Source organism: Roseixanthobacter glucoisosaccharinicivorans (genome assembly GCF_043195095.2).
GTDB lineage: Bacteria > Pseudomonadota > Alphaproteobacteria > Rhizobiales > Xanthobacteraceae > NCEH01.
Genome location: NZ_CM195538.1, coordinates 1,087,953 through 1,114,090 on the forward strand (window position 1 = coordinate 1,087,953; position 26,138 = coordinate 1,114,090).

Below are 26,138 nucleotides of genomic sequence, written 5' to 3' on the forward strand. Positions count from 1 at the left end.
CATGCGGCTGAAGAGCGCCATTTTCGCCGCCGCCATCATCCGCACCGCCAATGGCGCGGGCGCGTTCGCGGCGGTGCGCCGGCGCGGCTCGGAGGAGGCCGGCGCGGTGTTCGTGAAAGTGGCGACGCTGGACGGCTGCGCGGCGCTCTACGGCCCGGCGCCGCAAAGCGCCTTCGACGCCGAGACGTCCGGCGCGCGCCTGTTCGCGGTCCTGGTGCCGCCCGGCTCGCCGGACGCGGACAGCGAGGCGCGGATGGTCAAGGAAATGCGATTCGATCCGGACTTGTGGCTGCTGGAGATCGAGGACAAGGCCGGCCGCGCCTTCATCGAGGTGGCCCCCGGCTGAGTGCTGTCCGCTCGCCTGCCATCCGCTCGTGCGGCTTCAGGCATAGCCGAGCCGGTCGAGGTCCGGCCGGATCAAATGTTCGATGGCCGGCGGCAGGTTGGGACGCTCGGCGGCCTTCTCGTTGACGAACCGGCCGTGGCGATAATCCGCCGGCAGGATCGGACTGCGGGCCCCCTCCAGCATCAGCGGATCGAAGGCGACGCCGACGCAGGCCGCCACCTCGCGCAAGGTGGCTTCCGGCGCCGTGATCAGATCCTCATAGCGGAAACTGCCCGCCAGCACGCCTTGTCCGCTCAGATGCTCCAGCACCCGCACGGAGGCGCACCAGCGCCGGGCCGCCTCCACATGGCTGAGCCCGGCCCGCCGCACTTTGGAATCCACGCACGTGCGCCCGTCGCGCATGATGAACAGGAACCGATATCCCGTCATCGCCGACACGAAGCGGTCCAGCACCGGCTCCTGAGTGAGATTGTAGTGATTGTGGGCGTTCAGCCCGAGCACCTGCTCGGTGGTGATCTTGTTGCCCCAGATGCGCTCCGGATTGGCCCTGCGGTCGCCATCGCAACGGGCGCGAAAGCGGGTGAGGCGGTAGTCCAGCAGGCGCGCCATGGAAGGCGGCGGGACCTGCGCCTCATCGGCGCCCATGAGAACGCCCACGCCGCCAAGTTCCGCACGAATCAGCAATGCGGGATGACGCTCCAGGCAGCCCGCCAGAAGCGATGATCCCCCCCGGCCCGCGCCGAGCAAAAGAAAGGGAGAGGGAGCGGTCGGATCACGCAAGGGCATACGGGGGCATTTTCCGCGTCGGGCGCGCCGCACCGAAGGGCTTGCCCACGATCAAATCACACATGGCGGCGAACGCAACCACTAAGAGGTATGAAGATCTGCACGCAATCTTTCTTATTGCACAGCCTGAGGAAACTTTCGGAGCCTATCTGCGTTGAAGGGGTTACGGTGACCCTTGAGGAGAAGCGAAATGGGAACGGTTTTATCGTTCTCCGCTGCGCGGGGAGTGCGGGCGCGAAAAGCGCGCGTCCACGCGGATGGGGAAGCAACGCAGGACGGGCAACCGAGGGAAAGCGCACAGATCTATATCTTGCCCGTGGTACGCATCGAACGTCACCCCGATGTGACGGTGGTCTTGGCCCCGGCGCCGAAGCGGCTGCCGCCGATGCAAGGACAGGCGAAGCGCGCGGGTTCGCCCAAGCGGCAAGGGCCGTCCAAGCGCCAGGCGTGAGCTCAAGCGCCAGGCTGAGAATAGGTCATCGCGGCGACGGGCGCACCGGAATGCACACCGCCGGACGCCGCGCGAATAAGGCCGGGGGATTAAAAGGCACAGCGAAAAGGGCATCGCCTCGCGAATTGCCGCGCCGTGCCGTCTCATTCCGATGCACTATTGCGTAGAGGTGCAGCTTGCGGCTTCGAGTTGCTTGCGCACGGCTTCGCGGACGTCTGCGTAACGCGCGAAAGCGCGAATGAGCACGATGCCTGTGGTGGTCGGCGATTCCACCACCAGACGGTCCGCCGCCGTGATTTCCTCATCCTCCGGCAATGCCGCGCGTTGGGCGGGGGAGAGCAGGTCCAGTTCGATCACCCGTCCGGCCGCCTGATCGTTCAGTGCATAAAAGGCAAGCCCGCGATTGGTGTAGAACGAGACCGAGGTGTAGTCGCCGGTCTGGGGCACGCGCACCTTCAGCGGCCGTTCGCGCAAATCGTAGCGGCACACCGCGCTGACGAAGGCCGGGTCGGTCATGGGCAATGCGGGCGTTCCGGTCTGCGGCAGCAGCACCAGCCGGTTCGGCGGCGCCAGGGCGGAGAGCCGCTGGTAGGCCGAGGCCTGGGCAAGCCGCGGCATGGCCAGCACCGACACCAGATGCACGATGCCCCCGAGCACCAGCACCACCGCGAGGGGCAGCAGCAGCAGGCGCGGGGCCGCGGGCACCGCCTGGAAGATGGCCGCCAGACGTTCCACCGGGCCCGGCGCGCGGGCGGTGGAGCGATAGGCCGGACGGCTGCGACGGAACAGGGAAGCAAGGGTCATGGGCACCGCTCCGTGACGATGCGCGGCAATTGCCCTTCGTCCTGCGCGCCCGAGGCGAAGCTGAACGGGGCATCATAGAGGCGCAGCGCCACCCGCAGGCGTCCCCGCGCGCCGGTCGGCAGCCAGTTTCCCGCCCGCGCACGGGGGGAGAGCGAGACATTGATGCTGCCGTCCGGCTCATAGACCAACTCGGCGCTGGTGAAGCCGTGGCGGTCCGCCTCGTTCGGCACCAGGGCGCCCTTGTCGTCGGTGAGGGTCAGCGTCCACAGCCGCGACTGGGGCAGGGAGCCTGAGATGCGCAGGTCGCAGCGCCCGTCCAGCGGCGCGCCGGCGGTGTCGTGGTCGGCGAGGAACAGCAGGCCGTCGGCCAGCTCCAGCGGCAGTTCACCGGTGCGCGCGAAGGCGGCGGCGGCATAAGGATCGGCCTGGGTGGTGCCCGAGCGCGGCCAGCCCTGCCAGGCGCCGAGGCGCACCATATCCATGCCGCGCGAATGGGTGACGGCGAAATAGGTGGCGCCGAGGCCGAGCGCCGCCGCCGCGGCGAGGGTGGTCGCGAGGGTCACGAGGCGCACGGCAGGCCCAGCGGTGCGGTCAGAGTTTGAATTCCGGTCAACGCCTGGATGGCGCTGAAATCTTGGATGCCGATCACGTCCCGGGCTCCGGTCAATTGGTGCGCGTCGGCGCCGCAGGGGAGCCGGCTGCGGGCGTTCCCATGGCGGTCGGACCGGGCAGGGGCGGCAAGGGCGGCGCGGTGCGGAACATCTGTTCCAGGCGGATCAGACGCTCCGTGCTGCGCGGCGACAGGGTGATCGGGCGCTGGATGGAATCCAGTTCCGGCACCTCGATGGGGGAGGGCTTGTCTTCCAGCTTGGGGGCCGGCTGGTCGCCGACGCCGGGGATGAATTTGCGCTCAACCCCCTGGTGGGCATAGGCCATCACCTTCTGCCACGTCATCGCCGGCAAGGTGCCGCCGGTCATCTTGTTCATGGACGTGTAATCGTCATTGCCGAACCAGACACCGCCGACATAATTGCCGGTGAAGCCCATGAACCAGGCGTCGCGATAGGCATTCGTGGTGCCGGTCTTGCCCGCCACCTTGATGTTCTCCAGCCGCGCCCGCCGCCCGGTGCCGTTCTCGACCACATTGTTCAGCATCGGGTTGATCATGTCGATCACGTTCGGCGGAATGATCTCCACCGATTTCGGCGCATCGCGGTCGAAGCGCCACACCACCTCGCCGTTGGAGACGCGCATCTCCACCACGGCGTGGGGATAGACGCTGTGCCCGCCATTGGCGAACACGCTATAGGCGGTCACCATGTCGATGGCCGTCACCTCGGCCGCGCCGAGCGGCAGCGGGGCGCTCGGCGCGAGGGGGGAGGTGATGCCCATCTTGTGCGCGAGATCAATGATCTTGGCGCGGCCGAACTTCTCCGCGAGCCGCACCGCCACCGTGTTCAGCGAATGCTGAAGCGCCACGATCAGCGGGATCGAGCCCATATAGGAGCGGCCGTAATTCTGCGGGCACCAATTGCCGAGGCAGATCGGCGCGTCCTGCACGATGGTGGTGGGCTTGTAGCCGTTCATCAGCGCTACCGTATAGACGAACGGCTTGAACGATGAGCCGGGCTGGCGCAGGGCGTCGGTGGCGCGGTTGAACTGGCTCTCGCCATAATCGCGCCCGCCCACCATGGTGCGCAGCGTGCCATTGGGCTCCATGATCACTATGGCGCCCTGGCCCACCTTATAATCCTTGCCGTATTGGCGCAGCGCCTGGTCCAGCGCGGCTTCGGCCACTTTCTGGATATTGGGATCGAGCCCCGTGCGCACGACGAAATTGCGCTCGGTGATGGATTTGGGCAGCGCGTCGACGAGCTTGCGCACCTCGGAGAAGGCATAGTCGAGATAATAGTCCGGCACCGCCATGTCGCTGCGGTCCACGGGGGTCGCGGGATTGCGGCGGGCGCCGAACACCTGACCCTCGGTCATGAAGCCGGCATCCACCAGATTGTCCAAGACCGTGGACGCGCGCGCGCGGGCGGCGGGCAGATTGACGTGGGGCGCATATTTGCTCGGCGCCTTGAACAGGCCGGCGAGCATGGCGGCTTCGGCGAGGTTCACCTCGCGCACGGACTTGCCGAAATAATACTGCGCCGCCGCATCCACCCCATAGGCGCCGCCGCCGAGATAGGCGCGGTCGAGATAGAGCTTGAAGATCTGGCTCTTGGTGAGCCGGCTTTCCAGCCACAACGCCAGGAACGCTTCCTTGATCTTGCGCTCGATGGTGCGTTCGTTGGAGAGAAACAGGTTCTTGGCTAGCTGCTGGGTGAGCGAGGAGCCGCCCTGGCGCACGCCGCCGGCCTTGGCATTGGTCACCACGGCGCGGAACGTGCCGGCGATGTCGATGCCGAAATGCTCGTAGAAGCGCCGGTCCTCGGTGGCGAGCACCGCTTTGAGCAGATAATCCGGGAAATCGGCCAGCGGCACGGTGTCGTTCTGGCGCACCCCGCGCTCGCCCAGCACGTTGCCGTAGCGGTCGAGGAAGGTCACGGCCAGTTCGGTGCGCTTCAGCCAGTCGTCGGAGGTTTCGTGGAACGCCGGCAGGGCGAGCGCGAGCACCACCACGGAGCCCGCCGCGCCCAGGGTGAACCCTTCCGATGCCATGCCCACCAGGAAGCGCGGCACGCCGGAGAGCGAGAAATGCTCCATGAAGGCGGAATAGCCGCTGGTGACCCGCCGGGTGAACGCGCCAAGCTGGAACAGGGCGCTGTCGATGCGCGCGTCGAAATCCAGCAGCGCGTTGCGCAGCCGGGCTTTGAAGGAGGGTTTGGGACCTTCGCTCACCGCTTGATGCTTCTCATCGCCTGTTTGTCCGCAAGCGCGCCGCGCCCCGCGCGCTCCCGTTCTCCGTCGTCATTGCCGCATGCGGCCATCGCCAGCGCCGCCCCGCCGGGCGCCGCCATCATCCTTGCTCGTGCAGCCGCGTGTCAAAAACACGGCGGCCGGCGGGCCACCTTGTCTATAACCCGCGGCGCGGATTGCCGCGAGTGCCGCGTGACGCGGCGCAAGCAGACGTGAGGACGGGGTAAATTTTCGCCGCGCGGTTCAAGGCGCGCGGGGCTTCGTGGTAAGGAGGGCCATGCCAGACCGCTCGCCTTCCGATCCCGCGCCCACCGCCTTCCCCGATGCCGCGCCGGGCGCGGGCACGCCTGGCACGCCGGGCTCAACTGGGTCGCCTGCCGCCCCCGGGACCCATGGCACGGCGCTGCCGTTCTGGCGCGCGAAGGGGCTGGCTCTCATGAATCCGGCCGAGTGGGAAAGCCTGTGCGACGGCTGCGGGCGCTGCTGCCTCGTGAAGCTGGAGGACGAGGACAGCGGCGACATCGCCTATACCGACGTGGTGTGCCGGCTGTTCGAGACCCATTCCTGCCATTGCTCCGACTATCCCAACCGGCAGGAACAGGTCAGCGACTGCGTGCGCCTGACGCCGGAGGCGGTGGCGGAACTCTCCTGGCTGCCACCCACCTGCGCCTATCGCCTGCTGGACGAGGGCAAGGACCTGCCCTGGTGGCATCCGCTGGTCTCCGGCTCGACCGAGACGGTCCATGAGGCGGGAATCTCGGTGCGCGGCAAGGTGTCGGGCGGCGAACAGATGTTCGGCCTGTTCGAGCTGGTGGACCATATCGTGTCCTGGCCGCTGCGCTGGCCCAAGGGGTCGCGGGGAAACGGTTTGCCGGCAAGCCGCGCCCGCGCCGCCGCGCGCGTGCGCAAGCCGCTTTCCGGCGCCTGAGGCCGCCGCGCGTCAGATCACGTCGCGGTCGCCTTGCGTCAGGCCGGTGCCGGCCCGAGGCGCGCGGTCAGGTCCGTGCCGCGCACCAGCACCACATAGCCGAGGCTCAGCAGCGCCAGCCCCACGAGGCTGCTGATGCTCCAGCACACCCAAGCGTCGAGCGGCACATTCGCCCAGCTGAAGGATTTCTCCAGCATGAAGCCGGTGAATTCCACCCAGCGCCCTTCCAGATAGATCCCGGCGAGCCCGATCATCCAGGCCGGGCCGGCCTTCGTCTGCGCGGCGCACAGCACGATGATCAGCGGCACCAGCGGTTCCAGGGAATTGCGCCCGAGCCCGTCGCGGCTGAAGCCGAGGAGCAACAGCATGAGCGCGAATGTCAGGACGATCAGGGCCAGCACGCGGCGGATGCGCGGATCCGCACTGGGACGCAGCAGGGCGAGATAGGCGAAGAGGAAGAGACTCATGCCGAGGCCGGACGGCAGGGTCTTGGCATATTGGACGGTCCAACGCAGGGGATCGCTGACCGGACCGTCGACCCACTGGTGCAGATTGCTCGAATAATAAAAGGTGGTCGGGCTCAGGGTGATCCAAAAATTATCCCATCTCGCGCCGAGCCAGGACCAGAGCGAGGCGGCCCTGAGAAGCCCCCGGCCATCGCTCAGCATATAGTCCATGAACATGTCGTGGGCGCCGAGCCAGGCCTTGTAGGCGAGCCAAGGCGTCATCAGAAAAGCGGCCACAAGCCCGAACGTCAGGCCCGCCCGCACAGCGGCGCTGGCCTTCTCCCGCGTCGATCCGGCGCCGTCGCATGCTGTCCACAGGGCGATCAGCCCGAGCGGCGGCAGGAACAGCAGGCCTACCGGATGGCTCAGCCAGGCCAGCACGCCGCAACCCGCCGCCACGCCCCAGCGGCTGCGCAGGAGCGCGGCCAGGGCGAGGAGGATGAAGAAGCCGGCCAGCACCTTCGGCCAGAGGAAGACGGTATTGATCAGCATCGCCGGTGCCAGCGCCACCCACAGGCAGCCGAGCACCCAGGGGCGGCTGGCGGGCTTCACTCCGAGCGCCAGGAGCAGGTGGCCGGCACCGAGCACGATCATCGCGTTGGTGATCCAGCCGAGGAGGCGGGAGAGATAGGCGCCGTCGCTGGTGCCGGGCCAGGGCTTGCGTTCCAGGTTCGGCGTATCGCGGGGCGTGGCGCCGAACAGGGAGAAAAGCGCATTGGTGGCGAGGGGAACCAGCGGACCGCGCGCCGCCACCGACCATTCGCCGAAATATTCTTTGCTGCGCTCGATGCCATTCTTGCCGTGGAACATATAGCTGGCGGTGATGTAGGGAATGAGATGGTCCGGCGGCGAGGCCACCATGCGCCCGGGGATCACCGTCTCCAGATGGGATTCCTGGGCGATGGGCAAGGGATTGAGGCCGACCGCCATGGCCATGGCGATCATCGCCCCCCAGAGCGCGAACACGCCCGGACCCTGGTCGCCGAACGAAGCGCGCCACCTATCCGCACGCCACCACCGCCACGCGAGATCGAGCGCGAGGAGGAGCGTCGCGCCCCCGTAGAGCAGCGTCACCATCAGGGAGCTGGCGGGATGGACGATCCACAGCAGCAGGCCGGTGGCGGCGAGGGCGAGCAGGCCCGGCACCGGCACGAAGGCGGAGGGCAAGCGGCGCGCGGCGGGCGCGCGCGCATTCCACCACAGACCGGGAACCAGCAGCAAAACCACAATGAGCAGGGCGGAGAGACACACCCAGCCATAATTCGTATCCATCGTGGGAAAACCTCTGGAGCTTCGGCAGGGGCCCTGCGGCCCGTCGCTCTCGCGAACGCGCACCGTCTATACCTGTCCGCGCCGCCGCATTGAAGTCGCCGCCGCGGACCGGAGCCGGCACCGGCGGGGGCAACGCGCGCGGATGTCATCGCGCGGGGCTTGATCTTGGCGCGCCGAAGGGGTACCGAGCGCGCCCTTCTGCGCTATGTTGCAGCGCACGCCCTTATCGCTCCGTTTTCGGGAACCCACCATGGCGGCCTGCGGCCTCGATTTCGGCACGTCCAACACCACCCTTGGCCTCAACGGCCCACGCGGGCCGCATCTGGCGCCCGTCGAGGGTGATGCCGTGACGGTGCCGAGCGCCATCTTCTATCCGCGCATCGCCGCGCCGGTGATCGGCCGCGCGGCCATGGCCGCTTATGTGAGCGGCGAACAGGGGCGCCTGATGCGGGCGCTGAAATCCGTGCTCGGCAGCGCGCTGGTGGATGAGACCACGGCGGTCGGCCGCTCCCGCGTCACGTTTCGCAAGGTGATCGGCGCCTATATCTCCGAGGTGAAGCGGCGCGGCGAGAGCGCCGCCGGCGCGCCGCTGGATCAGGTGGTGCTCGGCCGCCCCGTGCATTTCGTCGATGGCGACGCGGCGGGCGACGCGCGCGCCCAGGACGTGCTGGGCGACGTGGCGCGAGAGATCGGCTTTTCACACATCTCGTTCCAGTTCGAGCCGATCGCCGCCGCGCTCGATTACGAGCGGCAGGTGAATGGGGAAGAACTGGCGCTGATCGCCGATATCGGCGGCGGCACATCGGATTTTTCCATCGTGCGCATCGGCCCCGACCGGCGCGACAAGCCGGACCGGGCGGACGACATCCTCGCCAATGACGGCGTGCGCATCGGCGGCACGGATTTCGACCGCGCGCTCAGCCTCGGCATGGTGATGCCGCTGCTCGGCCATGGCAGCCCCATGAAGCGGCAAGGCCTTTCCGCCCCAGCGAGCCTGTTCCAGGATCTTGCGACCTGGTCCTCCATCAACCGCCTGTACGATCCGCGCGTGCATCGCTCGATCCGCGAGATGGAGCGCGAATCCGCGCGCCCCGAGCTGATCCGCCGGCTCGCCCATGTGGTGAGCGAGGAGCGCGGCCACACCTTGGCCATGGCCGCCGAGGACGCGAAGATCGCGGTCTCCGAGGACGGCCAGACGGCGATCGACCTCGCCTGGCTGGAACCCGCGCTCGAAGTCGGCATCGTCCATGACGACCTCGTGACCCACACCGACAGCCTGTCCGGGCGGATCGCGCGGCGTATCACCCAGTGCCTGAGGGAGGCGGGGGTGAAGGCGAGCGACATCGACGCGCTGTTCCTCACCGGCGGTTCGACGCGTCTCGCCCATGTGCGCTCTGCCATCGTCGCCATGGCGCCGCAGGCGCGGATCGTTGCGGGCGATACGTTCGGCTCGGTGGGCACCGGGCTCGCGGTGGAAGCCGGACGGCGCTACGGGCGATAGCCCGTCGTCCTTCAAGGGCGGCGCCATGAAGCTGGTGCGCCGCTTTACCTTCGCCTATCGTTCGTCATGCTCATGTCACGCCCCTGTCAGGCCCATGCATGAGGATGGCCCGCCGCGACGCGCGCGGAGCTTCGCCCGCATCCCCCTTTTCCAGGCGGGCGGGCCGTTTTCTTCCGCCGCACCCCGCGCGGCGCAGACGGACCTTGAGATGCAGGCCAAGCGCGTCACCTTTCCACGCTCCCTGACGCCCTATCTGCTGCTGGCGCCGCAGCTGGCCATCACGCTCGTGTTTTTTGTCTGGCCGGCGGGGCAGGCGGTGGTCTCCTCGCTGTTCGCGGAAGATGCCTTCGGCCTCTCGCGCGCCTTCGTGGGCCTCGCCAATTTCACCACCCTGTTCCGCGATCCCACCTATCTCAACGCGTTCCAGGTGACGGCGGTGTTTTCCGCCAGCGTCACGGTCCTCGCCATGGTCCTGGCGCTCGGGCTGGCGCTCGCGGCGGACCGGATCGGCAAAAGGGCCGGGCCCTATCGCGTGCTGCTGGTGTGGCCCTATGCGGTGGCGCCGGCGGTGGCGGGAATCCTGTGGTGGTTCATGTTCAACCCCTCCATCGGCATCCTCGCCCGCGCGCTCGACGCCGTGGGCGTCAGCTGGAACCACTTCCTGAATGGCGAGCAGGCGCTGTTGATGGTGATCCTGGCCGCCGCCTGGAAGCAGGTGAGCTATAATTTTCTGTTCTTCCTCGCCGGCCTCCAGGCCATTCCCGCGAGCCTGATGGAGGCCGCGGCGCTGGACGGCGCCGGGCCGGTGCGACGCTTCCGCTTCGTGGTCTGGCCGCTGCTGGCGCCCACCACCTTCTTCCTGCTGGTGGTGAACCTCACCTATGCCTTCTTCGACACCTTCGGCATCATCCACGCCACCACCGGCGGCGGGCCGGGGCAGGCGACCACGATCCTCGTCTATAAGGTGTTCCGCGACGGCTTCGGCGGGCTCGATCTCGGCGGCTCGGCGGCGCAATCGGTGGTGCTTCTGGTGATCGTGATCGGGCTGACGGCGATGCAGTTCCGCCACATCGAACGCCGGGTGCAATATTGATGGCCGGCTCCGGACGCCTGCTCAGCCTGCTGGCCCATCTCGCGCTAATCCTCGGCGTGGTGGTGATGGTGCTGCCGGTCTATCTCGCCTTCATCGCCTCCACCCATTCGGGGGGCGATTTCCTCTCCGGCCGCGTCGGACTGCTGCCGGGAAGTCTGTTCCTGGAGAATTACCGCACCGCTCTGTTCACGGGCTCCAGCACCCAGGGCTTTCCGCCCGTCGGGGGCATGCTGCTGAACAGCTTCGTCATGGCCATGGCGATCGCGCTCGGGAAGATCGCCATCTCGCTGCTCTCCGCCTTCGCGGTCTGCTATTTCCGTTTCCCGCTGCGGCAGACGGCATTCTGGCTCATCTTCATCACGCTGATGCTGCCGGTGGAGGTGCGCATCCTACCCACCTTCCAGGTGGTGGCGGACCTCTCGCTGCTGAACTCCTATGGCGGGCTGACCCTGCCGCTGATCGCCAGCGCCACGGCGACCTTCCTGTTCCGCCAGGTGTTCATGACCATTCCCGATGAACTGACGGAAGCGGCCCTGATCGACGGCGCCGGGCCGCTGCGGTTTTTCTGGCACGTGCTGCTGCCGCTTTCGCGCACCAATATCGCGGCGCTGTTCGTCATCCTCTTCATCTATGGCTGGAACCAGTATCTCTGGCCGCTGCTGGTGACCACGGACACGGGCTATTACACCATCGTCATGGGCATCCAGCGGCTCGCGGCGGCGGCGGTGGAGTCCGATCCCGTGTGGCATCTGGTGATGGCGACCGCCATCCTCGCCATGCTGCCGCCGATCCTGGTGATCGCCTTGATGCAGAATTTGTTCGTGCGCGGGCTGACGGAAACCGAGAAATAGCCGGGTCGACCGCCGCGAACCCAGACGGGAAATCTCCTTCCCGCCCCCGCCGTCATGGCCGGCCTTGTGCCGGGCATCCAGCGGCTCGCGGCGGCGCCGCGTGGATGGCCGGGACAAGCCCGGCCATGACGACATCGAAGGGGCGCGGTGGGGCCGGACACGCCTTCCGGCCCGAGGTCCAACCGCTCAGGGCTTGCCCTTGTCCGCCAGCGCCTCGCGCAGCCGGCCGGTGGCGGCGCGGCCGAGGATGAGGGGCGTCGCCAAGCCCTCCAGCGCCACGTGCGCCCGGTCGCGCGAGGGGGTCTCGATGCTGCGCAGGCGGTCGCAATTCACCATCAGCGAGCGGCCGAGGCGCAGGAACGGCGGGCGCGGCAGCAAGGTCTCGAAGGTGCCGAGCGTGCGCAGCATCATCAAGGGCGGCTGGCCGGCGAGGAACACGCGGGTGAAATCGCCATCCGCCCGCAGCGCCACGATATCGGACGGCGGCGCGAAGACCGTGCGGTTGGGCGTGCGCAATTCCAGCGTCGCGCCCGGGGCGAGCGGCTGGGCGGGCACGGGTTCAGGGGCGGGCGGGGAACCGATCTGGCGCAGGGCGCGGCGCAGGGCGTCCGCGAGGCGCTCGGGCGAAACCGGCTTCAGCAGATAATCCACCGCATCCACCGCAAAGGCGTCCACCGCATGCTGGGCATGGGCGGTCACGAAGATCACGCGCGGCGGGTCTTCCAGCGCCTGGAGCAGCTCGAAGCCGCTGCCGTCGCCCAGCTCGATATCGAGGAACACCAGGTCCGGCGGCTCGCGCACCAGCAGGTCGAGCGCGTCTTCCACGCAATCGGCCTCGCCCGCGATGCGCACCTGCGGATGGGCCTGGAGCAGGCGGGCGATGGCACGGCGGGCGCGCACTTCGTCGTCCACGATCACGGCGCTCAGCACGGCGCGCCCTCCAGGATCAGCTCGGCCACCACCCGCCGCCCGGCGCCGCCCGGCGGCGCGGCTTCGTGCAGGGTGAAATAATGCCGGCCGGGATAGTGCAGGGCGAGGCGTCGCCGCACATTGGCAAGGCCCACCCCGGTGCGGCGCAGGCGCTTGGCGGCGGGGGCGAGCGTGCCGGTATTGCCGATGCGGATGCGCAGCCCCTCACCCTCGGTCTGGATCGCGATGTCGATGCGCAGACCGTGGCGGCGGGTGCCGTGCTTGATGGCATTTTCCACCAGCGGCTGCAGCAGGAAGCTGGCGATGGGGCGGCCGGCGGCCTCGGGCGCCACGTCGAGGGTGGCGACCAGATGGTCGCCGAAGCGCGCTTCCTGGATGCGCAGATAGGCGGCCAGGCTCGCCGCCTCGGCCGCGACGCTCGCCACCGGCTGGTCATGGGTGGCGAGCGAATGGCGCAGATAATCGGAAAGCTCGTGCACCATCACATGGGCGGCGTCGGGATCGTCCAGGATTTCCTCGCCGACGCCGTTGAGGGCGTTGAACAGGAAGTGCGGATCGAGCTGGAGGCGCAATTCGCGCAATTCGGCGCGCAAGGCCTCGGCCTGGGCCAGCGCGACCCGCTGGCGGTCGCTGCGCGCGCCGATCTCCGCCCGCACCCAGAAAAAGGCGAGGCTCCAGCCCATCATGGTGAAGAAATAATAGATCAGCGGCGCCAGCACCTGCTGTTGCGGGCGCCAGTTGGGGATGGGCCAGCCGAAATAATCGCGCACCACGCCGATGCAGCCGACCAGGAAGAGCGCGGCCGCGAACGACAGGGCGGCGATCCATGCCACGGCGCGCACGGTGATGGCGGCGTCGAGCCCGAGTTTGAGATAGGCGGCGCGCATGGCGGTGGTGGAGAGGATCAGCAGCGGCAGCGCGATCACGGTCAGGCCGAGCGAGATGCCGAAATTCTCGTAGGAGACCCATCGGTTGGTGAGGTCAACGATGGAGAACAGGCTCCATCCCGTCACCTGGGCGCGCAGGAACGCGGGGCGCCGCGCCCACCAGGCGGCGAGCGGATTTTGCGCCAAGACCGCGTCCTGCCTCCTCACGTCCCCGGCTCCCCACCGCCGCCGCCCGATCCGCGGGCCTGCGTCCCCCGACGCAGGAAAGGCGATTTGCGCCCCTGCGGCAAGGCGGGCGGGCGCCATTGGCTGTGTGCACCGCGAAAGTCGTCGGCGTGGCCGATTTTTCCGCCCGGTTCATCGACTTCAAAAAGCATCGCCTGACGCTTCGTGAGATCCAGATGCGGTGTCCCGGAGGGACTCGCGTTTCTGGAGCAATGACAGATGGCGAACGTGAATTACGCTGTTGCCGACAATTGGGGTTCGGGCTTCGTCGGCGCCATGACGGTGCCCGCCGGGTCGGCAGGTCTCAACGGGTGGACGGTGGAATTCGATGCCGCCTTCGACATCTCCAACATCTGGGGCGCCGAGATCGTCAGCCACGTGGGCGATCATTATGTCATCCGCAACATGCCTTGGAACGCCGCCGTGCCGGCGAACGCGAGCGCCTCGTTCGGCTTCCAGGCTGGGCCGGGCAGCGCCGCCACCAGCGCCAGCGGCTTCACGCTGAACGGAGTGGGCGGCGATCCCGCCCCGGTGCTGCCCGCAATGTCGGTGGCGGATGCGGCGGTGGCGGAAGGCGACAGCGGCACCAGCGACCTCGCCTTCACGGTAAGCCTCTCCGCGCCCTCCTCGACGCCGGTGACGGTGAGCTATTCCACCGCCAACGGCACCGCGACCGCCGGTAGCGATTTCACCGGCACCACGGGCACGCTGACCTTCGCGCCCGGCGAGACCTCCAAGGTGGTGCATGTGGCGGTCACCGGCGATACGGCGGTGGAGGCGAACGAGACCCTCTCGCTGGTCCTCTCGGCGCCCGCGGGCGCGACGCTCGCCCATGCCAGCGCCACCGGCACGATCCAGAACAACGACACGGCCTCCGGGGGCGGCGGCACCGGCGGCGGAGGAACCGGGGAAGGGCGCGTGTTCAGCGTCACCACCGACGGGCCGGACATCGTCGGCTTCGATCCGGCGAAGGACAAGCTCGACCTCGGCGGGGTGAGCGTCCACAATTTCATCGTGGTGGATACGCCGGCCGGGGTCGGCTTCATGAATCCCTGGTCCGGGGAAACCGCCATCGTTCAGGGCGTGTCGCTGGGCCAACTCACCATCGACAGCTTCATGCCGATCGAGAACAACCATCTGCGGCAGGATCTCTCCGGCGCGCTGGCGTGGGAGCAGGGCATCACGGGCGAGCCCCACACCGTCTATGCGCGCTCGCACGAGATCGGCCAGATCGACAAGGTGGCGTTCGATCCCGCGACCGACGTGGTGGACTTCCGCTATTTCGGCACCCGCGAGCAGATCTACATGGTGGACAGCGCGGAAGGGGTGGTGATCTCCAATTCCGGCACCGGCCAGGCGCTGATCCTGCTGGGTGTGAAGGTCGCGGACCTTACCATCGACAATTTCGAATTCCACTTCGCCCAGGTGCGCGAGGATCGGGTGGCGCTGCAGCTCGGCTTCTCCTCGGTGCCGGATTCCCAGGTGCTACCGCAGGGCGTGCCCATCGCCGGAACGGACGAATGGCCCTCCCACACCGGCACCGGCACCCCGCCGAGCGGGGTCCAGGGCGAGACCTTCACCATCGCCTGGAACTATGGCTCGGACGCGGTGCTGGATTTCAACCCGGCCTCGGACAAGCTCGATTTCGGCTGGTTCAAGGCCTATGAATTCTCCATTGCGCAGACGCCCGCCGGCCTCGTCATCACCATCGAGGGCAACCACCAGACCTATACCTTGCCTGGCGTGACGCTGTCGCAGATCGAGATGAGCAACATCATCGCGCTCGACACCACCGCGCGCGCGGAATGGCAGGCGGCGATCGATGCCGCGCCGCCCGCCCCGGTGCTGCCGGTGCTCAATGTGGCGGACGCCAGTATCGCCGAGGGCGATGCCGGCACGGCGATGATGATGTTCACCGTCACCCTCTCGGCGCCCTCCGCGAGCCAGGTGAGCGTGAGCTATTCCACCTTGAACGGCACCGCGACGGCAGGCTCGGACTATGCCTCCAGCGTCGGCACCATCGTCTTCGCGCCGGGCGAAACCTCCAAGATGATCCATGTGCCGGTGACCGGCGACACGCTCACCGAGCTGAACGAGAGCTTCAGCCTCCATTTGTCCGCGCCGTTGGGTGCCACGATCAACGATAGTTCGGCCGTGGGCACCATTCTCAACGACGATGTGGACACCAACCCCTCCGCCCCGCCGGTGATCTCGATTGCCGACGCCCAGGTGGCCGAGGGCGATGTGGGGGAAGCGCATTTCATGTTCATGGTGACGCTGGACAAAGCGTCCACCACCCCCGTCACCGTGCATTACGCCACTGCCAACGGCACCGCCACCGACGGCTCGGACTATAGCGGCGACAGCGGCACGCTGACCTTCGCACCCGGCGAGACCTCGCAGATGCTGCATGTGCACGTCATGGGCGACACGGCGGTGGAGGCGAACGAGACTTTCACCGTCACCCTGTCGGACCCCACCGGCGCCACCCTCGGCGACGCGGTCGCGACCGGCACCATCCTCAATGACGACAGCGCCCCCGGCACGCCGCCGGCGCTTTCCATCGCAGATCTCGCGGTCACCGAGGGCAATGGCGAGCACAGCCATTTCGTCTTCACGGTGACGCTCGACAAGCCGGCGACCGGCCCGGTGAGCGTGCAATATGCCACCGCCAACGGCACCGCGAGCGCGGGCGCGGACTATGTGGCGGGCACCGGCACGGTGACCTTCGCGGCGGGGGAGACATCGAAGACCGTGCATGTGGATATCGTCGGCGACACGGCGGTGGAGGGGAACGAGACCTTCTCGGTCACCCTCTCCAATCCCTCCGGCGCGACCATCGCCGACGGTACGGCCATCGGCACCATCCTCGACGACGACAGCGCGCCGGTGATGCTGCCGGCGATTTCCATCGGCGATCTCTCGGTCGCCGAGGGCAATGGCGAGCACGCCCACTTCATGTTCACCGTCACGCTGGACAAGCCGGCCCTCGGCCCCGTCACGGTGCAATACGCCACCGCCGATGGCACGGCGGTTGCCGGCGCGGACTATGTGGCCGGCACGGGCACGATCACCTTCGCGGCGGGGGAAACCTCGAAGACCGTGCACGTGGACATCGTCGGCGACACGGTGGTGGAAGCGAACGAGACCTTCTCGGTGAAGCTCTCCAGCCCCTCGGGCGCGACCCTCGCCGAGGACACGGCGGTCGGCACCATTCTGAACGACGACGTGGCCCCCGTGGTGCCGCCGGCCGTCTCCATCGCCGACGCGACGCTCGCGGAAGGCAATGGCGGCACCGGGCAGATGAGCTTTACCGTGACCCTGGACAAGGCGGCGACAGGCCCGGTGAGCGTGCAATATGCCACCGCCAACGGCACCGCCACGGCGGGCTCGGACTATGCGTCCAAGACCGGCACCGTCACCTTCGCGGCCGGCGAGACCACGAAGACGATCCAGATCGCGGTCACCGGTGACACGGCGGTGGAGGCGAACGAGAGCTTCACCGTGAAGCTCTCAAACCCCACCGGCCTCACCATCGCCGCCGGCACCGCCACCGGCACGATCGTCAATGACGACGTCGCCACCCCGCCGGCGGGGTCTTCCGGCCTCGATTATGTGGTGAACGACAATTGGGGCGCGGGCTTCGTCGCCAGCATGACGGTGGAAGCCGGCCCCTCCGCGCTCAACGGCTGGACGGTGGAATTCGATTCCGCCTTCACGATTACCAACATCTGGAACGCGGAGATCGTCAGCCACGTCGGCTCCCATTACGTGGTGCGCAATGCGGCGTGGAACGGCACCGTGGGCGCCGGCAAGGAGGTCGCGTTCGGCTTCCAGGCAACCGCCGGGGCGGGCGGCACGGCGGCGACGGGCTTCCTGGTGAATGGCGCGCCGGTCGGCGGCGATCCGGTGCCGGTGCTGCCCACGCTCGCCGTGGCGGACGCCAGTGTGGCGGAAGGCCATGCCGGCACCAGCGACCTTGCCTTCACCGTTTCGCTCTCGGCGGCCTCCAGCACGCCGGTGACGGTGGCCTATGCCACGGCCAACGGCACGGCGAGCGCCGGCTCCGACTATGCCGCCCTCGCCGGCACGCTCACCTTCGCCCCCGGCGAAACCACCAAGGTGGTGCATGTGCAGGTTACCGGCGACACGGCGGTGGAAGCCAACGAGACGCTCACGCTGACCCTGACCAATCCCACCGGCGCGACGCTTGCCGACGCCAGTGCCACCGGCACCATCGTCAATGACGACGTGGCCCCCGTGCCGCCCGTCGTGTCGATCGCCGACGGTACGCTGACGGAGGGCAATGCCGGCACGAGCGACTTCGCCTTCACCGTAACCTTGGACAAGGCGGCCACCGGCGCGGTGAGCGTGCAATATGCGACCGCCAACGGCACCGCCACGGCGGGCTCCGACTATGCCGCCACGAGCGGCACGGTCACCTTCGCGGCCGGCGAGACCTCCAAGGTCGTGTATATCCAGGTCTCCGGCGACACGGCGGTGGAGGCGAACGAGACCTTCACCGTGAAGCTCTCGGCTCCCACGGGCGCGACCCTCGGCCATGCCACCGCCACCGGCACCATCGTGAACGACGACACCGCCCCGCCGGCCCATCTGCCGGAAATCTCGGTGAGCGACGCCTCCGTGGTGGAGGGCAACCCCGGTTCGGGCGGCGGCGGGCTGGACGGCTGGCTCTCCACCTCCGGCAACCAGATCGTCGATGCGGCGGGCAATGCGGTGCAGATCGGCGGGGTGAACTGGTTCGGCTTTGAATCCGACACCATGTCGCCCCACGGCCTGTGGACGCGCAGCTATCAGGACATGATGGACCAGATGAAGGATCTGGGCTTCAACACCATCCGCCTGCCGTTCTCCACCGACATGCTGCATGCGACCTCTCCGGCCAACGGCATCGACTATGCCAAGAACCCGGACCTCGCGGGCCTCGCGCCGCTGCAGGTGATGGACAAGATCGTCGATTATGCCGACGCCATCGGCATGAAGATCATCCTCGATCATCACCGCAGCGATGCCGGCGCCGGCACCTCTGCCAACGGGCTCTGGTACGATTCGACCCATAGCGAGGCGCAATGGGTTTCCGACTGGCAGATGCTGGCGCAGCGCTATGCCGGCGACACCGCCGTGATCGGCGCCGACCTGCACAACGAGCCCTATAACGGCACCTGGGGCGGCGGCGGCGCGAACGATTGGGCGACGGCCGCCGAGCGGGCCGGCAATGCCATCGGCGACGTCAATTCCAACTGGCTGATCTTCGTCGAGGGCATCGGCACGTATGAAGGCAATAATTATTGGTGGGGCGGCAATCTGATGGGCGTGCGCGACCGCCCCATCGAGCTCGATGTGGACAACAAGCTGGTCTATTCGGCCCACGATTATCCGAACTCGATCTATCCCCAGCCCTGGTTCAGCGATCCGTCCTATCCGGCCAATCTGCCGGAGAAGTTCGACCAGATGTGGGGCTATATCTACAAGGAGAACATCGCCCCGGTTTACATCGGCGAGTTCGGCACCAAGCTGACCGACCCGAAGGATGCGCCCTGGCTGGAGGCCATCACCTCCTATCTCGGCGGCGATCTGGACAATAACGGCACCACCGACATCGCCGCCGGGGACAAGGGCGTGAGCTGGACCTATTGGTCGTGGAATCCCAATTCCGGCGATACCGGCGGCATCCTGAAGGATGACTGGACGAGCGTGAACACCAACAAGCTCTCCTATCTCGAAGGCATCGAATATGATTTCGGGGACGCCGGCAGCGGCGGCGCGGGCGCGCAGGCGCATGCCCTCTTCACCGTTACGCTCAGCGAGGCGGCGACCGGGCCGGTGACGCTCGACTTCCACACCGTGGCGGACACCGCCGGCGCGGCGGATTTCACCGCCGTGAGCGGCACGCTCACCTTCGCCGCTGGCGAGCAGACCAAGATCATCGCCGTCCCCATCACCGCCGACCGGGTGGCGGAGGCCGACGAGCATTTCTCGCTGGTGCTTTCCAACCCCACGGGGGCGACGCTGGCGCACGCCACCGGCATCGGCACCATCGTCAATGACGACGGCGCGACTTCGACGCCGCCCACGACCCCCACCGACCCCGCGCCGCCGAGCGAGCCGGTGCACGACACGGACCTCCAGGCGCTGTTCTCCAGCGTGGATTCCTGGGGCGGCGGCTTCAACGCCTCGATCGCGATCCACAATGACGGCGCCACCGCGGCGCACGGCTGGCAGCTCGAGATCAACATGCCGTACGAGATCGAGAACATATGGAACGCGGAAATCGTGTCCCACGATGCCGACGGCTACGTGATCCGCAACGCCGCCTGGAACGGCGACATCGGCCACGACGGCACGGTGAGCTTCGGCTTCATCGGCAAGGGCCAGCTCGACGCCGCGCACATCGACCTGCTGATCTGAGGCGGGTCCCACGGCTGCGGCGGCGCCGGGCGGGTCAGATCCGCTCCGGCGCCGCTGTCAGACGGGTGCGCCGATCCCGCGCGGCGCACCCGCTTTCGTTTCTTTTGCGTATCGCCCATGCGCCCTCTTCCCGCTTGCGGGGGAGGGGCGGGAGGGGGTGTCTCTCCGCTTGTCCGGGCGAGGGGGGATTGCGGCACCATACCCCCCACCCCAACCCTCCCCCTCAAGGGGGGAGGGGGCAGCTAGCCGGCTGTGCCCTGTCCGGAACGATGCCGCGCGATGCCGCACACATCAACCTGCTGATCTGAGGTTTGGCGATGGTCGCTGGCGGCCCTCCCCCCTTGCGGGGGAGGGATGGGAGGGGGGTGTCTCTCCATTCGACCGGGCGAGGGGGGATTGCGGCACCATACCCCCCACCCCAACCCTCCCCCTCAAGGGGGGAGGGGGTAGGACGCGCGTGTGGGCAAGGTGCGCGGGCCATAACACTTGGGCAGCTCTCGCCGTGGCGCAACCGATCGCTGCACATGCCGATGCTGAAACAGCATTTGGCGAACTCCGGAAGCGGCCAGGCAGCTATCGACCCCGTTGCGGCAATAAGAGATGTTTCCGTCGTCACCTAGTAGCTGCCGTTCCTTCAATTTGGGCAGTTCTTTAGAATGCTGACGTCCGCGGCAGGGGTGGGGCCGTCGAGCATCAGGAGTATCGACATGGCGAAATTCGACGAAGAAGCTCGCAAGGAGAGGGGGGCGATGATTGCAAAGCAGTACCGGGGCATCTATCCAGCCTACGAAGCATTCTACATCCACTCGATTATATATGCGGCCGAGCGTTCGGAGGCGGCGTTCCAACGCTTCGATGAGGCTGTTGTCGCGTCCAAGTCACCTGTGCTGATCTTCGCTACCATTCAAGAGGCCTTGACCCACGCGGGCGCGCTCTCCCGCTTCTTCTGGCCAGTGAGAACGGACAACCGACTCGCAGCCGCCCGCGGTGATCGGCTGCGAGGCGCCTTTGCACTTAATGACACGTCAGCGCTGAAAGGGCGCAAGCTAAGGAATGCTTTTGAGCACTTCGATGAGGATCTCGATCGCTTCCTTCTTGGGGATCGAGCCGGGTACTTCTTCCCAAGTCCGCAGGTAGGCGATCAAGCGCTGGCCGACGAGGCAATCGGGCATATTTTCAAGCTGGTCGATCCAGAGCGAGGCGTTTGCGTGCTTCTTGGTGAGAAGTTCGAGTTCAGGCCTATTAGGGGCGAGGTAAGGCGAATTTTGTTTCGCGCGTGGGAAATGGATGAGCAAGGCGGCCGTCTCTGAAGGATGGCATTCAAAACCTGTATTGCAGTAATCAAGCGTGCGATATCGGGCGGGCCTTCGCATCAAGTGTTTTGACCTTAATTACTATAAATAACTGCGATCGGACCCCCGCTGGGTTGCGCGTAGTGCCTTCAATACGTGGATTATGAATATCTATGTCAACGGACAGCCAAGGAAAAGCAAGCCTCGATCTCCGAAAGGCGCGTCTCACAATCGTGAGTACCTGATGGATAGAAATCAGCGCTATGCATTATCTGGTTTCGGTACCGCCTTATTCCATTGTGAAAGCCGATCCTGTCACGCTGCGAGAGCTTTGATGGATTTCCTGCGGGCAGCTGCTCAAGCTGCAATAGAAGATCCCCAAGCGCACCCTTAGGGGACGCTCCCGAGCTTCGAATTACTTCCTTTAAGGCGCTTTCGAGCGCTCGCAGCGCATGAATGCTCTGCAGTAGGTGGCGGCGACGTAGCGGTGAGATCGTCTGAACCCTTCCTAATTCGGTAAGTTCCGCCACGACACGGTCATAGGAGTTCGGAGTCGCCCTAGCCGATGCGCCGAGGGCGAGGCTAAGCATCGTCAAGTGTCGGGCTCGTCTACTCATATTTTATCACCCTCGACTGAGGCGGTCGGCGATAGCTCCAGAGAGTTCGCCTTGATGTTCATCAAGCAGCACCCACCCGGCAAACGCTGCCGCGCGCCTTACTTTAAGAGGGTCTCCTCTCGCCGGTCGCAGCATTTTCAAAAGTGCTATATCGAAAGGATGACCAACGAGCTTAGGCTGACCCTGTACAAGAGGATGTCGATCTGGAACGGTAGAGACAAGAAGGCTTTGCACAAAGTCTTTCGTGGCCACGCCGTCGTCGTAATAGTGTGTCATGACCTTATCGGTTGTCATGTGGGTGTCGATAAGGCGGGGTCGATGCCTCGTCTTTGGATCCTCACTTGATAATATGGGGGAGTCCAATTCCCGGCTGGCGGTACGATTTGCAAGCCGTGTGACGAAAAGTGCCTGGGAGAAACGGTTTCTTATCTCCTGCAAGTTTTCTTTGGCTATAGGACGTTGCCGGCCGACGAAGTTCCCATCTTCAGCGATCTTTCGCAGACCCGCCCTGCTGTCGAGTGACAAGGTATCCGCAAAACTCTCTGCAAGATCAGATGCCACGCCTTCATCCCAGTTCCTACCCCAAGTCAGAATATGTCTGGTGTGTTGTGGTAGCGCCAAACGTGACAATACATACCGAGTTCGAAGCTGGTCTTGGGCGCCTTTCCGCTCGGCAACTGCTGGAACATAGATGGCCGTTAGTTTCCCTTCACCCCCTATGATAATATCTGGCCCTTTCAACAAGAACGGATGATCAGGACCTAGGACCGTAACAAAAGCATCCGGAAGATCACGCCGAAGCGCCGTCGCTGCCCGATTTCGTTCATCAATCACGTTGGCCAAGATCCGCCCCCCGTCCACGTGGAATTCAGTCGATAAAGGGGTAGCCCGTCAAGTGTACCAAAGTGACTTTCGAAGGCCGCTTTGCCGGGCTAGGTACCCAAAATCAGCCCGTCCGCCCCCCACCCCCATCTCGGTCATTCCCGGTTTATGGGTTCACGACCGAGTTGAAACAATGCCGCGTGACGCCGCGCACATCGACCCGGTGATCTGAGGCCTGAGAATGAGCGGCGGCCCTCCCCCCTTGCGGGGGAGGGATGGGAGGGGGGGTGTCGCTCCGCTTGTCCGGGCGAGGGGGTGATTGCGACGCCATACCCCCCACCCCAGCCCTCCCCCGCAAGGGGGGAGGGGGCAGCTCGCGCGTGTGGGGGGATGAACGAAACTACCCCGCCTTCCCCTGGCCGGAATCGCGCAGCGCGAGGCCGCCGACGGCGGACCAATCCAGATCCTCGCCCCCTTGCGCCAGCAGCGAGAGGAAGCGGTCGCGCAGAAGGCTCGCGAGCGGCAGCGGGACGCGCAGCGCCTCGCCCGCCGCCAGCGCCAGGCTCACGTCCTTCAGTCCGAGCGGCGCCGCGAATCCCGCGGGGGAGAAACGCTCTTCGGCAATGAGCGCGCCATAGGTGCGATAGACCGGCGCGCCGAACAGGGTAGAGGTCAAAAGCTCCAGATATTCGCTCTTGTCGATGCCCGCCTTGCCCACCAGGGCCATGGCTTCGCCGAGCGCCTCGATGACCGAGGCGATGAGGAAATTGCCGCTGAGTTTCACCACATTGGCGGCTTCGGGCTGTTCCGAGAGCACGAAGGTGCGCTGACCCATGGCTTCGAACAGGGGCGCGCAGCGCGCGACCGCCTCGGGCGCGCCGGCGGCCACCACGAACAGCTTCGCCGCCGCCGCCGCTTCCGGCCGGCCGAACACGGGCGCCGCCACATAATCCTGGCCGGCCTGCGCGTGCGCCTTGGCAAGGCGTTCCGACAGGGCGATGGAAATGGTGCTGTGGGAGATGTGCAGCGCGCCCTTGGGCAGGCTTTCGAGCACGGCGCCGTCGCCGAGCACCACGTGCTCCACCGCCTTGTCGTCGGCGAGCATGGTCAGCACCGCTTCGCCCTGGCAGGCTTCCGCGATGCTTGCGGCGCGCACGGCGCCGGCCGCCACCAGCGCATCGGCCTTCGCCGGCGAACGATTATAGACGCTCACCGCATGGCCGGCCTTGAGCAGGTTCGCGGCCATGGCTTCGCCCATGCGGCCGAGCCCGATGAAACCGATTTTCATGACATTGGTCCCTTGCATCCCACCTGCCGCGCGGGGCGCGGTCAGGTCCCTTCCATGATCCCCGGCCGCGCGGCGTGCGCGGCCGGCAGGGCGCTCGCCTCAGGCGGGGCGCACCGGGCCGGTGCCGGCGCCGGTCGCCTCGATGGCGGCGGCGATGGCTTCGAGATCGGCGGCGGTCAGTTCCAGGCGCGCCGCGTCGAGCCAGCCGTCCACCTGGGCCGGGCTACGCGCGCCGACGATGGCGCCGGTGACGCCGGGCCATGCCAGCGTCCAGGCCACCGCCACGGCGGCGACGCTGGTCTTGTGCGCCTCGGCGATGGGCTTCAGCGCGTCGGCCAGTTTGAGGTTGCGGGCGAGATTTTCGCCCGTGTACTCGGCATTGCGCGAGCGCCAGTCGTCCTTCGGCAGAGCGGCGGCGCGTTCCGCCGTGAAGCGGCCGCTCAGCAGGCCGGACTGCATGGGGCTGTAGACGATGACGCCGATGTCGTGCGCCGCGCACCAGGGCAGTTCGGCGCTCGCCACGTCGCGGCGGATGGCGGAGAAGGGCGGCTGGAGCGTATCCACATGGCCGAGCTTTTCCGCCCGCGCGAGCTGCGCGGCATTGTGGTTGGAGAGGCCGACCGCGCCGACCTTGCCCTGCGCCTTCAAATCCAGCAGCGCCTGCCAATAGATTTCGATCTCGGTGCCGTCCTGCGCCGGCCAATGCATCTGATAGAGGTCGATGCGCTCCACGCCGAGGCGCTTCAAGGAGGCTTCCACCTCGCGCTTGATGCTGTCCGGCGCGCCGATGCGCTTGGGCAAGGCGGCGCGGTCGGCCTCGTCCCAGATCAGGCCGCACTTGGTGAAGACATAGGGCCGGTCGGCGGCGGGAATGTCCTTCAGCGCCGCGCGGACGATCTCCTCGGAATGGCCGAGGCCGTAGACGGCGGCGGTGTCGATCCAGTTGATGCCGCGCTCCACCGCATGGCGGATGGCCGCGACAGACTCGCTATCGTCCTGGCTGCCCCAGCCCACCGCCCAGTCCGGGCCTCCGATGGCCCAGGCGCCGAAGCCGACGCGGGTGATGTCCATGCCGGTGCGGCCGAAGGGACGGGTGGGCAGGCTTGTTTTTGGCATGATGCACTCCATTGGCAGGCGGGCCGTATGAGGCGTAGATGGGTCGCGTCCTTCAATCATTCCAATGGATTTTTGAGATGCGATATATCTGCCTGGTCGCTTAATCGGGGCCCGCCATGGAATTGCGTCAGCTTCAGCACTTCATCGCCGTGGCGGAGGAAGGCCATTTTACCCGCGCGGCGGGGCGCGTGAACATCGTGCAATCCGCGCTCTCGGCCTCCATTCGCGCCCTGGAAGGGGAATTGGGCGCGCAACTCTTCGTGAGGAGCACACGCCAGGTGCGCCTGACGGCGGCGGGCAGCGTGCTGCTCGACAAGGCGCGGCTGATCCTGGAGGCGGTGGGCGCGGCGCGCGCGGCCGTGGTGGAAGTGCAGAATCTGGAGCATGGCAAGCTTTCGGTGGGCACCATGCAGAGCCTGCCGCCGTTCCTGGACCTGCCGGCGCTGCTCGCGCGCTTCCATGCCCAGCATCCGAAGATCGAGATCCGCCTGACCCAGGGCGGCGTCGACCATATGCTCGATTGCCTGCGCGAAGGCCGGCTCGATCTTGCCTTCTTCCCGCTCGGCGAGGATGCGGGCGATGTGGTGACGCGCCTGATCGCGTGCGAGGAAATGGTGCTCGCCTGCGGGCCGGGCCATGCGCTCGCGGGGCGGACGGACGTGCAGCCTTTGGAATTGGCGCGCGTGCCGTTCGTGGATTTCGAACGCGGCTGGGGCACCCGGCGGCAGGTGGACCAGATCTTCGCCCAGGCCAATATCCAGCGGCGCATCGCGTTCGAGGTGAATGAATTGGGCACGCTGCTGGATCTGGTGGCGCAGGGGCTCGGCGTGGCGCTGGTGCCGGAGGCGATCGCGCGCGGGCATCACCCCGCCGTCGGCATTGCCCATCTGGCGGGGCCGGAAATCTGCTGGGAACTGGTGGTGGCCCATGTGGAAACCCCCGGCCATGCCCATGCAAACCCGGCGGCGCGCGCCTTCCTCGATCTGCTCGGCGCCTCGGGCGACGGCTCCGCCCCGTGCGAACCGCGCCCGGCGCCGGCTCTCGCGACTGCGTCCTGAGGTATCTGCTCCCTCTCCCGCTTGCGGGGGAGGGCTGGGGAGGGGGCATGGGGCCTCGACGCTATGTTCGACGT

Annotated in this window: 19 protein-coding genes; 8 read left to right on the forward strand and 11 right to left on the reverse strand. The window is 66.9% G+C overall.

Annotation, left to right across the window (positions count from 1 at the left end):
• Position 1: 1 nt before the first annotated feature.
• Positions 2-346 (forward strand): DUF1491 family protein, encoded by a 345-nt coding sequence (locus V5F78_RS04735; protein WP_394066106.1) that lies wholly within the window; start codon positions 2-4, stop codon positions 344-346.
• 36 nt (positions 347-382) lie between these two features.
• Here the strand turns inward: V5F78_RS04735 and V5F78_RS04740 are convergent, their stop codons facing one another.
• From V5F78_RS04740 to V5F78_RS04760, 5 genes are all read right to left on the reverse strand, one after another.
• Positions 383-1,132: a sulfotransferase gene (locus V5F78_RS04740; protein ID WP_394066104.1), complete on the reverse strand. Its 750-nt coding sequence runs from the start codon at positions 1,130-1,132 to the stop codon at positions 383-385.
• A gap of 607 nt (positions 1,133-1,739) precedes the next feature.
• Complete coding sequence (locus tag V5F78_RS04745; RefSeq protein WP_394066102.1) at positions 1,740-2,387, reverse strand: DUF1254 domain-containing protein; 648 nt, start codon at positions 2,385-2,387, stop codon at positions 1,740-1,742.
• Complete coding sequence (locus V5F78_RS04750; protein WP_394066100.1) at positions 2,384-2,959, reverse strand: DUF1214 domain-containing protein; 576 nt, start codon at positions 2,957-2,959, stop codon at positions 2,384-2,386. The genes V5F78_RS04745 and V5F78_RS04750 overlap by 4 nt, the downstream gene beginning before the upstream one ends.
• A gap of 91 nt (positions 2,960-3,050) precedes the next feature.
• Positions 3,051-5,231: a transglycosylase domain-containing protein gene (locus V5F78_RS04755; protein ID WP_394066098.1), complete on the reverse strand. Its 2,181-nt coding sequence runs from the start codon at positions 5,229-5,231 to the stop codon at positions 3,051-3,053.
• Positions 5,228-5,353: a hypothetical protein gene (locus V5F78_RS04760; RefSeq protein WP_394066096.1), complete on the reverse strand. Its 126-nt coding sequence runs from the start codon at positions 5,351-5,353 to the stop codon at positions 5,228-5,230. The genes V5F78_RS04755 and V5F78_RS04760 overlap by 4 nt, the downstream gene beginning before the upstream one ends.
• 173 nt (positions 5,354-5,526) lie before the next feature.
• Between V5F78_RS04760 and V5F78_RS04765 the strand changes: the two genes are divergently transcribed.
• Positions 5,527-6,177, forward strand: coding sequence for a YcgN family cysteine cluster protein (locus V5F78_RS04765; RefSeq protein ID WP_394066094.1), 651 nt, complete (start codon positions 5,527-5,529; stop codon positions 6,175-6,177).
• Between the two features lie 38 nt (positions 6,178-6,215).
• Here V5F78_RS04765 and V5F78_RS04770 read toward each other — a convergent pair whose 3' ends face one another.
• Entirely contained in the window at positions 6,216-7,955 is a 1,740-nt protein-coding gene (locus V5F78_RS04770; RefSeq protein WP_394066092.1) for a hypothetical protein, read from the reverse strand.
• Positions 7,956-8,205: 250 nt separating this feature from the next.
• On the opposite strand from V5F78_RS04770, the gene V5F78_RS04775 reads away from it, so the two are divergent.
• The 3 genes from V5F78_RS04775 (at position 8,206) to ugpE (ending at position 11,400) form a co-directional block, all read left to right on the forward strand.
• Complete coding sequence (locus V5F78_RS04775) at positions 8,206-9,456, forward strand: Hsp70 family protein (RefSeq protein WP_394066090.1); 1,251 nt, start codon at positions 8,206-8,208, stop codon at positions 9,454-9,456.
• A gap of 208 nt (positions 9,457-9,664) precedes the next feature.
• Positions 9,665-10,549 carry a sn-glycerol-3-phosphate ABC transporter permease UgpA gene (gene ugpA / locus V5F78_RS04780; RefSeq protein ID WP_394066088.1) on the forward strand — a complete coding sequence of 295 codons (885 nt, stop codon included), beginning with the start codon at positions 9,665-9,667 and terminating at the stop codon, positions 10,547-10,549.
• Positions 10,549-11,400 (forward strand): sn-glycerol-3-phosphate ABC transporter permease UgpE, encoded by an 852-nt coding sequence (ugpE, locus tag V5F78_RS04785; RefSeq protein ID WP_394066086.1) that lies wholly within the window; start codon positions 10,549-10,551, stop codon positions 11,398-11,400. Before ugpA ends, ugpE begins: the two co-directional genes overlap by 1 nt.
• A gap of 186 nt (positions 11,401-11,586) precedes the next feature.
• Here the strand turns inward: ugpE and V5F78_RS04790 are convergent, their stop codons facing one another.
• Positions 11,587-12,330, reverse strand: a complete 744-nt coding sequence (locus V5F78_RS04790; RefSeq protein ID WP_394066084.1) for a LytR/AlgR family response regulator transcription factor — start codon at positions 12,328-12,330, stop codon at positions 11,587-11,589.
• Positions 12,324-13,403: a sensor histidine kinase gene (locus tag V5F78_RS04795; RefSeq protein WP_394066082.1), complete on the reverse strand. Its 1,080-nt coding sequence runs from the start codon at positions 13,401-13,403 to the stop codon at positions 12,324-12,326. Before V5F78_RS04795 ends, V5F78_RS04790 begins: the two co-directional genes overlap by 7 nt.
• A 258-nt stretch (positions 13,404-13,661) precedes the next feature.
• Here V5F78_RS04795 and V5F78_RS04800 point away from each other — a divergent pair, with 258 nt between their 5' ends.
• Positions 13,662-19,871, forward strand: coding sequence for a Calx-beta domain-containing protein (locus V5F78_RS04800; RefSeq protein WP_394066080.1), 6,210 nt, complete (start codon positions 13,662-13,664; stop codon positions 19,869-19,871).
• 707 nt (positions 19,872-20,578) lie between these two features.
• Positions 20,579-21,181, forward strand: coding sequence for a hypothetical protein (locus V5F78_RS04805; protein WP_394066078.1), 603 nt, complete (start codon positions 20,579-20,581; stop codon positions 21,179-21,181).
• Between the two features lie 605 nt (positions 21,182-21,786).
• Here V5F78_RS04805 and V5F78_RS04810 read toward each other — a convergent pair.
• The 3 genes from V5F78_RS04810 to V5F78_RS04820 all read right to left on the reverse strand — a co-directional run bounded on the left by V5F78_RS04810 (position 21,787) and on the right by V5F78_RS04820 (position 25,006).
• Positions 21,787-22,623, reverse strand: a complete 837-nt coding sequence (locus tag V5F78_RS04810; RefSeq protein ID WP_394066076.1) for a hypothetical protein — start codon at positions 22,621-22,623, stop codon at positions 21,787-21,789.
• A gap of 379 nt (positions 22,624-23,002) precedes the next feature.
• On the reverse strand, positions 23,003-23,890 hold the full coding sequence (locus tag V5F78_RS04815; RefSeq protein WP_394066075.1) for an NAD(P)-dependent oxidoreductase: 888 nt from the start codon (positions 23,888-23,890) through the stop codon (positions 23,003-23,005).
• A gap of 99 nt (positions 23,891-23,989) precedes the next feature.
• Positions 23,990-25,006 carry an aldo/keto reductase gene (locus tag V5F78_RS04820; RefSeq protein WP_394066073.1) on the reverse strand — a complete coding sequence of 339 codons (1,017 nt, stop codon included), beginning with the start codon at positions 25,004-25,006 and terminating at the stop codon, positions 23,990-23,992.
• 116 nt (positions 25,007-25,122) lie between these two features.
• On the opposite strand from V5F78_RS04820, the gene V5F78_RS04825 reads away from it, so the two are divergent.
• Positions 25,123-26,064 (forward strand): LysR family transcriptional regulator, encoded by a 942-nt coding sequence (locus V5F78_RS04825; protein ID WP_394066071.1) that lies wholly within the window; start codon positions 25,123-25,125, stop codon positions 26,062-26,064.
• Positions 26,065-26,138 lie beyond the last annotated feature (74 nt).

Bases quoted from the DNA above. Each gene is read 5' to 3' on its own strand.
- V5F78_RS04735 (WP_394066106.1), top strand. From the start codon at position 2: ATGCGGCTGAAGAGCGCCATTTTCGCCGCCGCCATCATCCGCACCGCC.
- V5F78_RS04740 (WP_394066104.1), bottom strand. From the start codon at position 1,132: ATGCCCTTGCGTGATCCGACCGCTCCCTCTCCCTTTCTTTTGCTCGGC.
- V5F78_RS04745 (WP_394066102.1), bottom strand. From the start codon at position 2,387: ATGACCCTTGCTTCCCTGTTCCGTCGCAGCCGTCCGGCCTATCGCTCC.
- V5F78_RS04760 (WP_394066096.1), bottom strand. From the start codon at position 5,353: ATGATGGCGGCGCCCGGCGGGGCGGCGCTGGCGATGGCCGCATGCGGC.
- V5F78_RS04765 (WP_394066094.1), top strand. From the start codon at position 5,527: ATGCCAGACCGCTCGCCTTCCGATCCCGCGCCCACCGCCTTCCCCGAT.
- V5F78_RS04770 (WP_394066092.1), bottom strand. From the start codon at position 7,955: ATGGATACGAATTATGGCTGGGTGTGTCTCTCCGCCCTGCTCATTGTG.
- V5F78_RS04775 (WP_394066090.1), top strand. From the start codon at position 8,206: ATGGCGGCCTGCGGCCTCGATTTCGGCACGTCCAACACCACCCTTGGC.
- ugpA (WP_394066088.1), top strand. From the start codon at position 9,665: ATGCAGGCCAAGCGCGTCACCTTTCCACGCTCCCTGACGCCCTATCTG.
- ugpE (WP_394066086.1), top strand. From the start codon at position 10,549: ATGGCCGGCTCCGGACGCCTGCTCAGCCTGCTGGCCCATCTCGCGCTA.
- V5F78_RS04800 (WP_394066080.1), top strand. From the start codon at position 13,662: ATGGCGAACGTGAATTACGCTGTTGCCGACAATTGGGGTTCGGGCTTC.
- V5F78_RS04805 (WP_394066078.1), top strand. From the start codon at position 20,579: ATGGCGAAATTCGACGAAGAAGCTCGCAAGGAGAGGGGGGCGATGATT.
- V5F78_RS04815 (WP_394066075.1), bottom strand. From the start codon at position 23,890: ATGAAAATCGGTTTCATCGGGCTCGGCCGCATGGGCGAAGCCATGGCC.
- V5F78_RS04820 (WP_394066073.1), bottom strand. From the start codon at position 25,006: ATGCCAAAAACAAGCCTGCCCACCCGTCCCTTCGGCCGCACCGGCATG.
- V5F78_RS04825 (WP_394066071.1), top strand. From the start codon at position 25,123: ATGGAATTGCGTCAGCTTCAGCACTTCATCGCCGTGGCGGAGGAAGGC.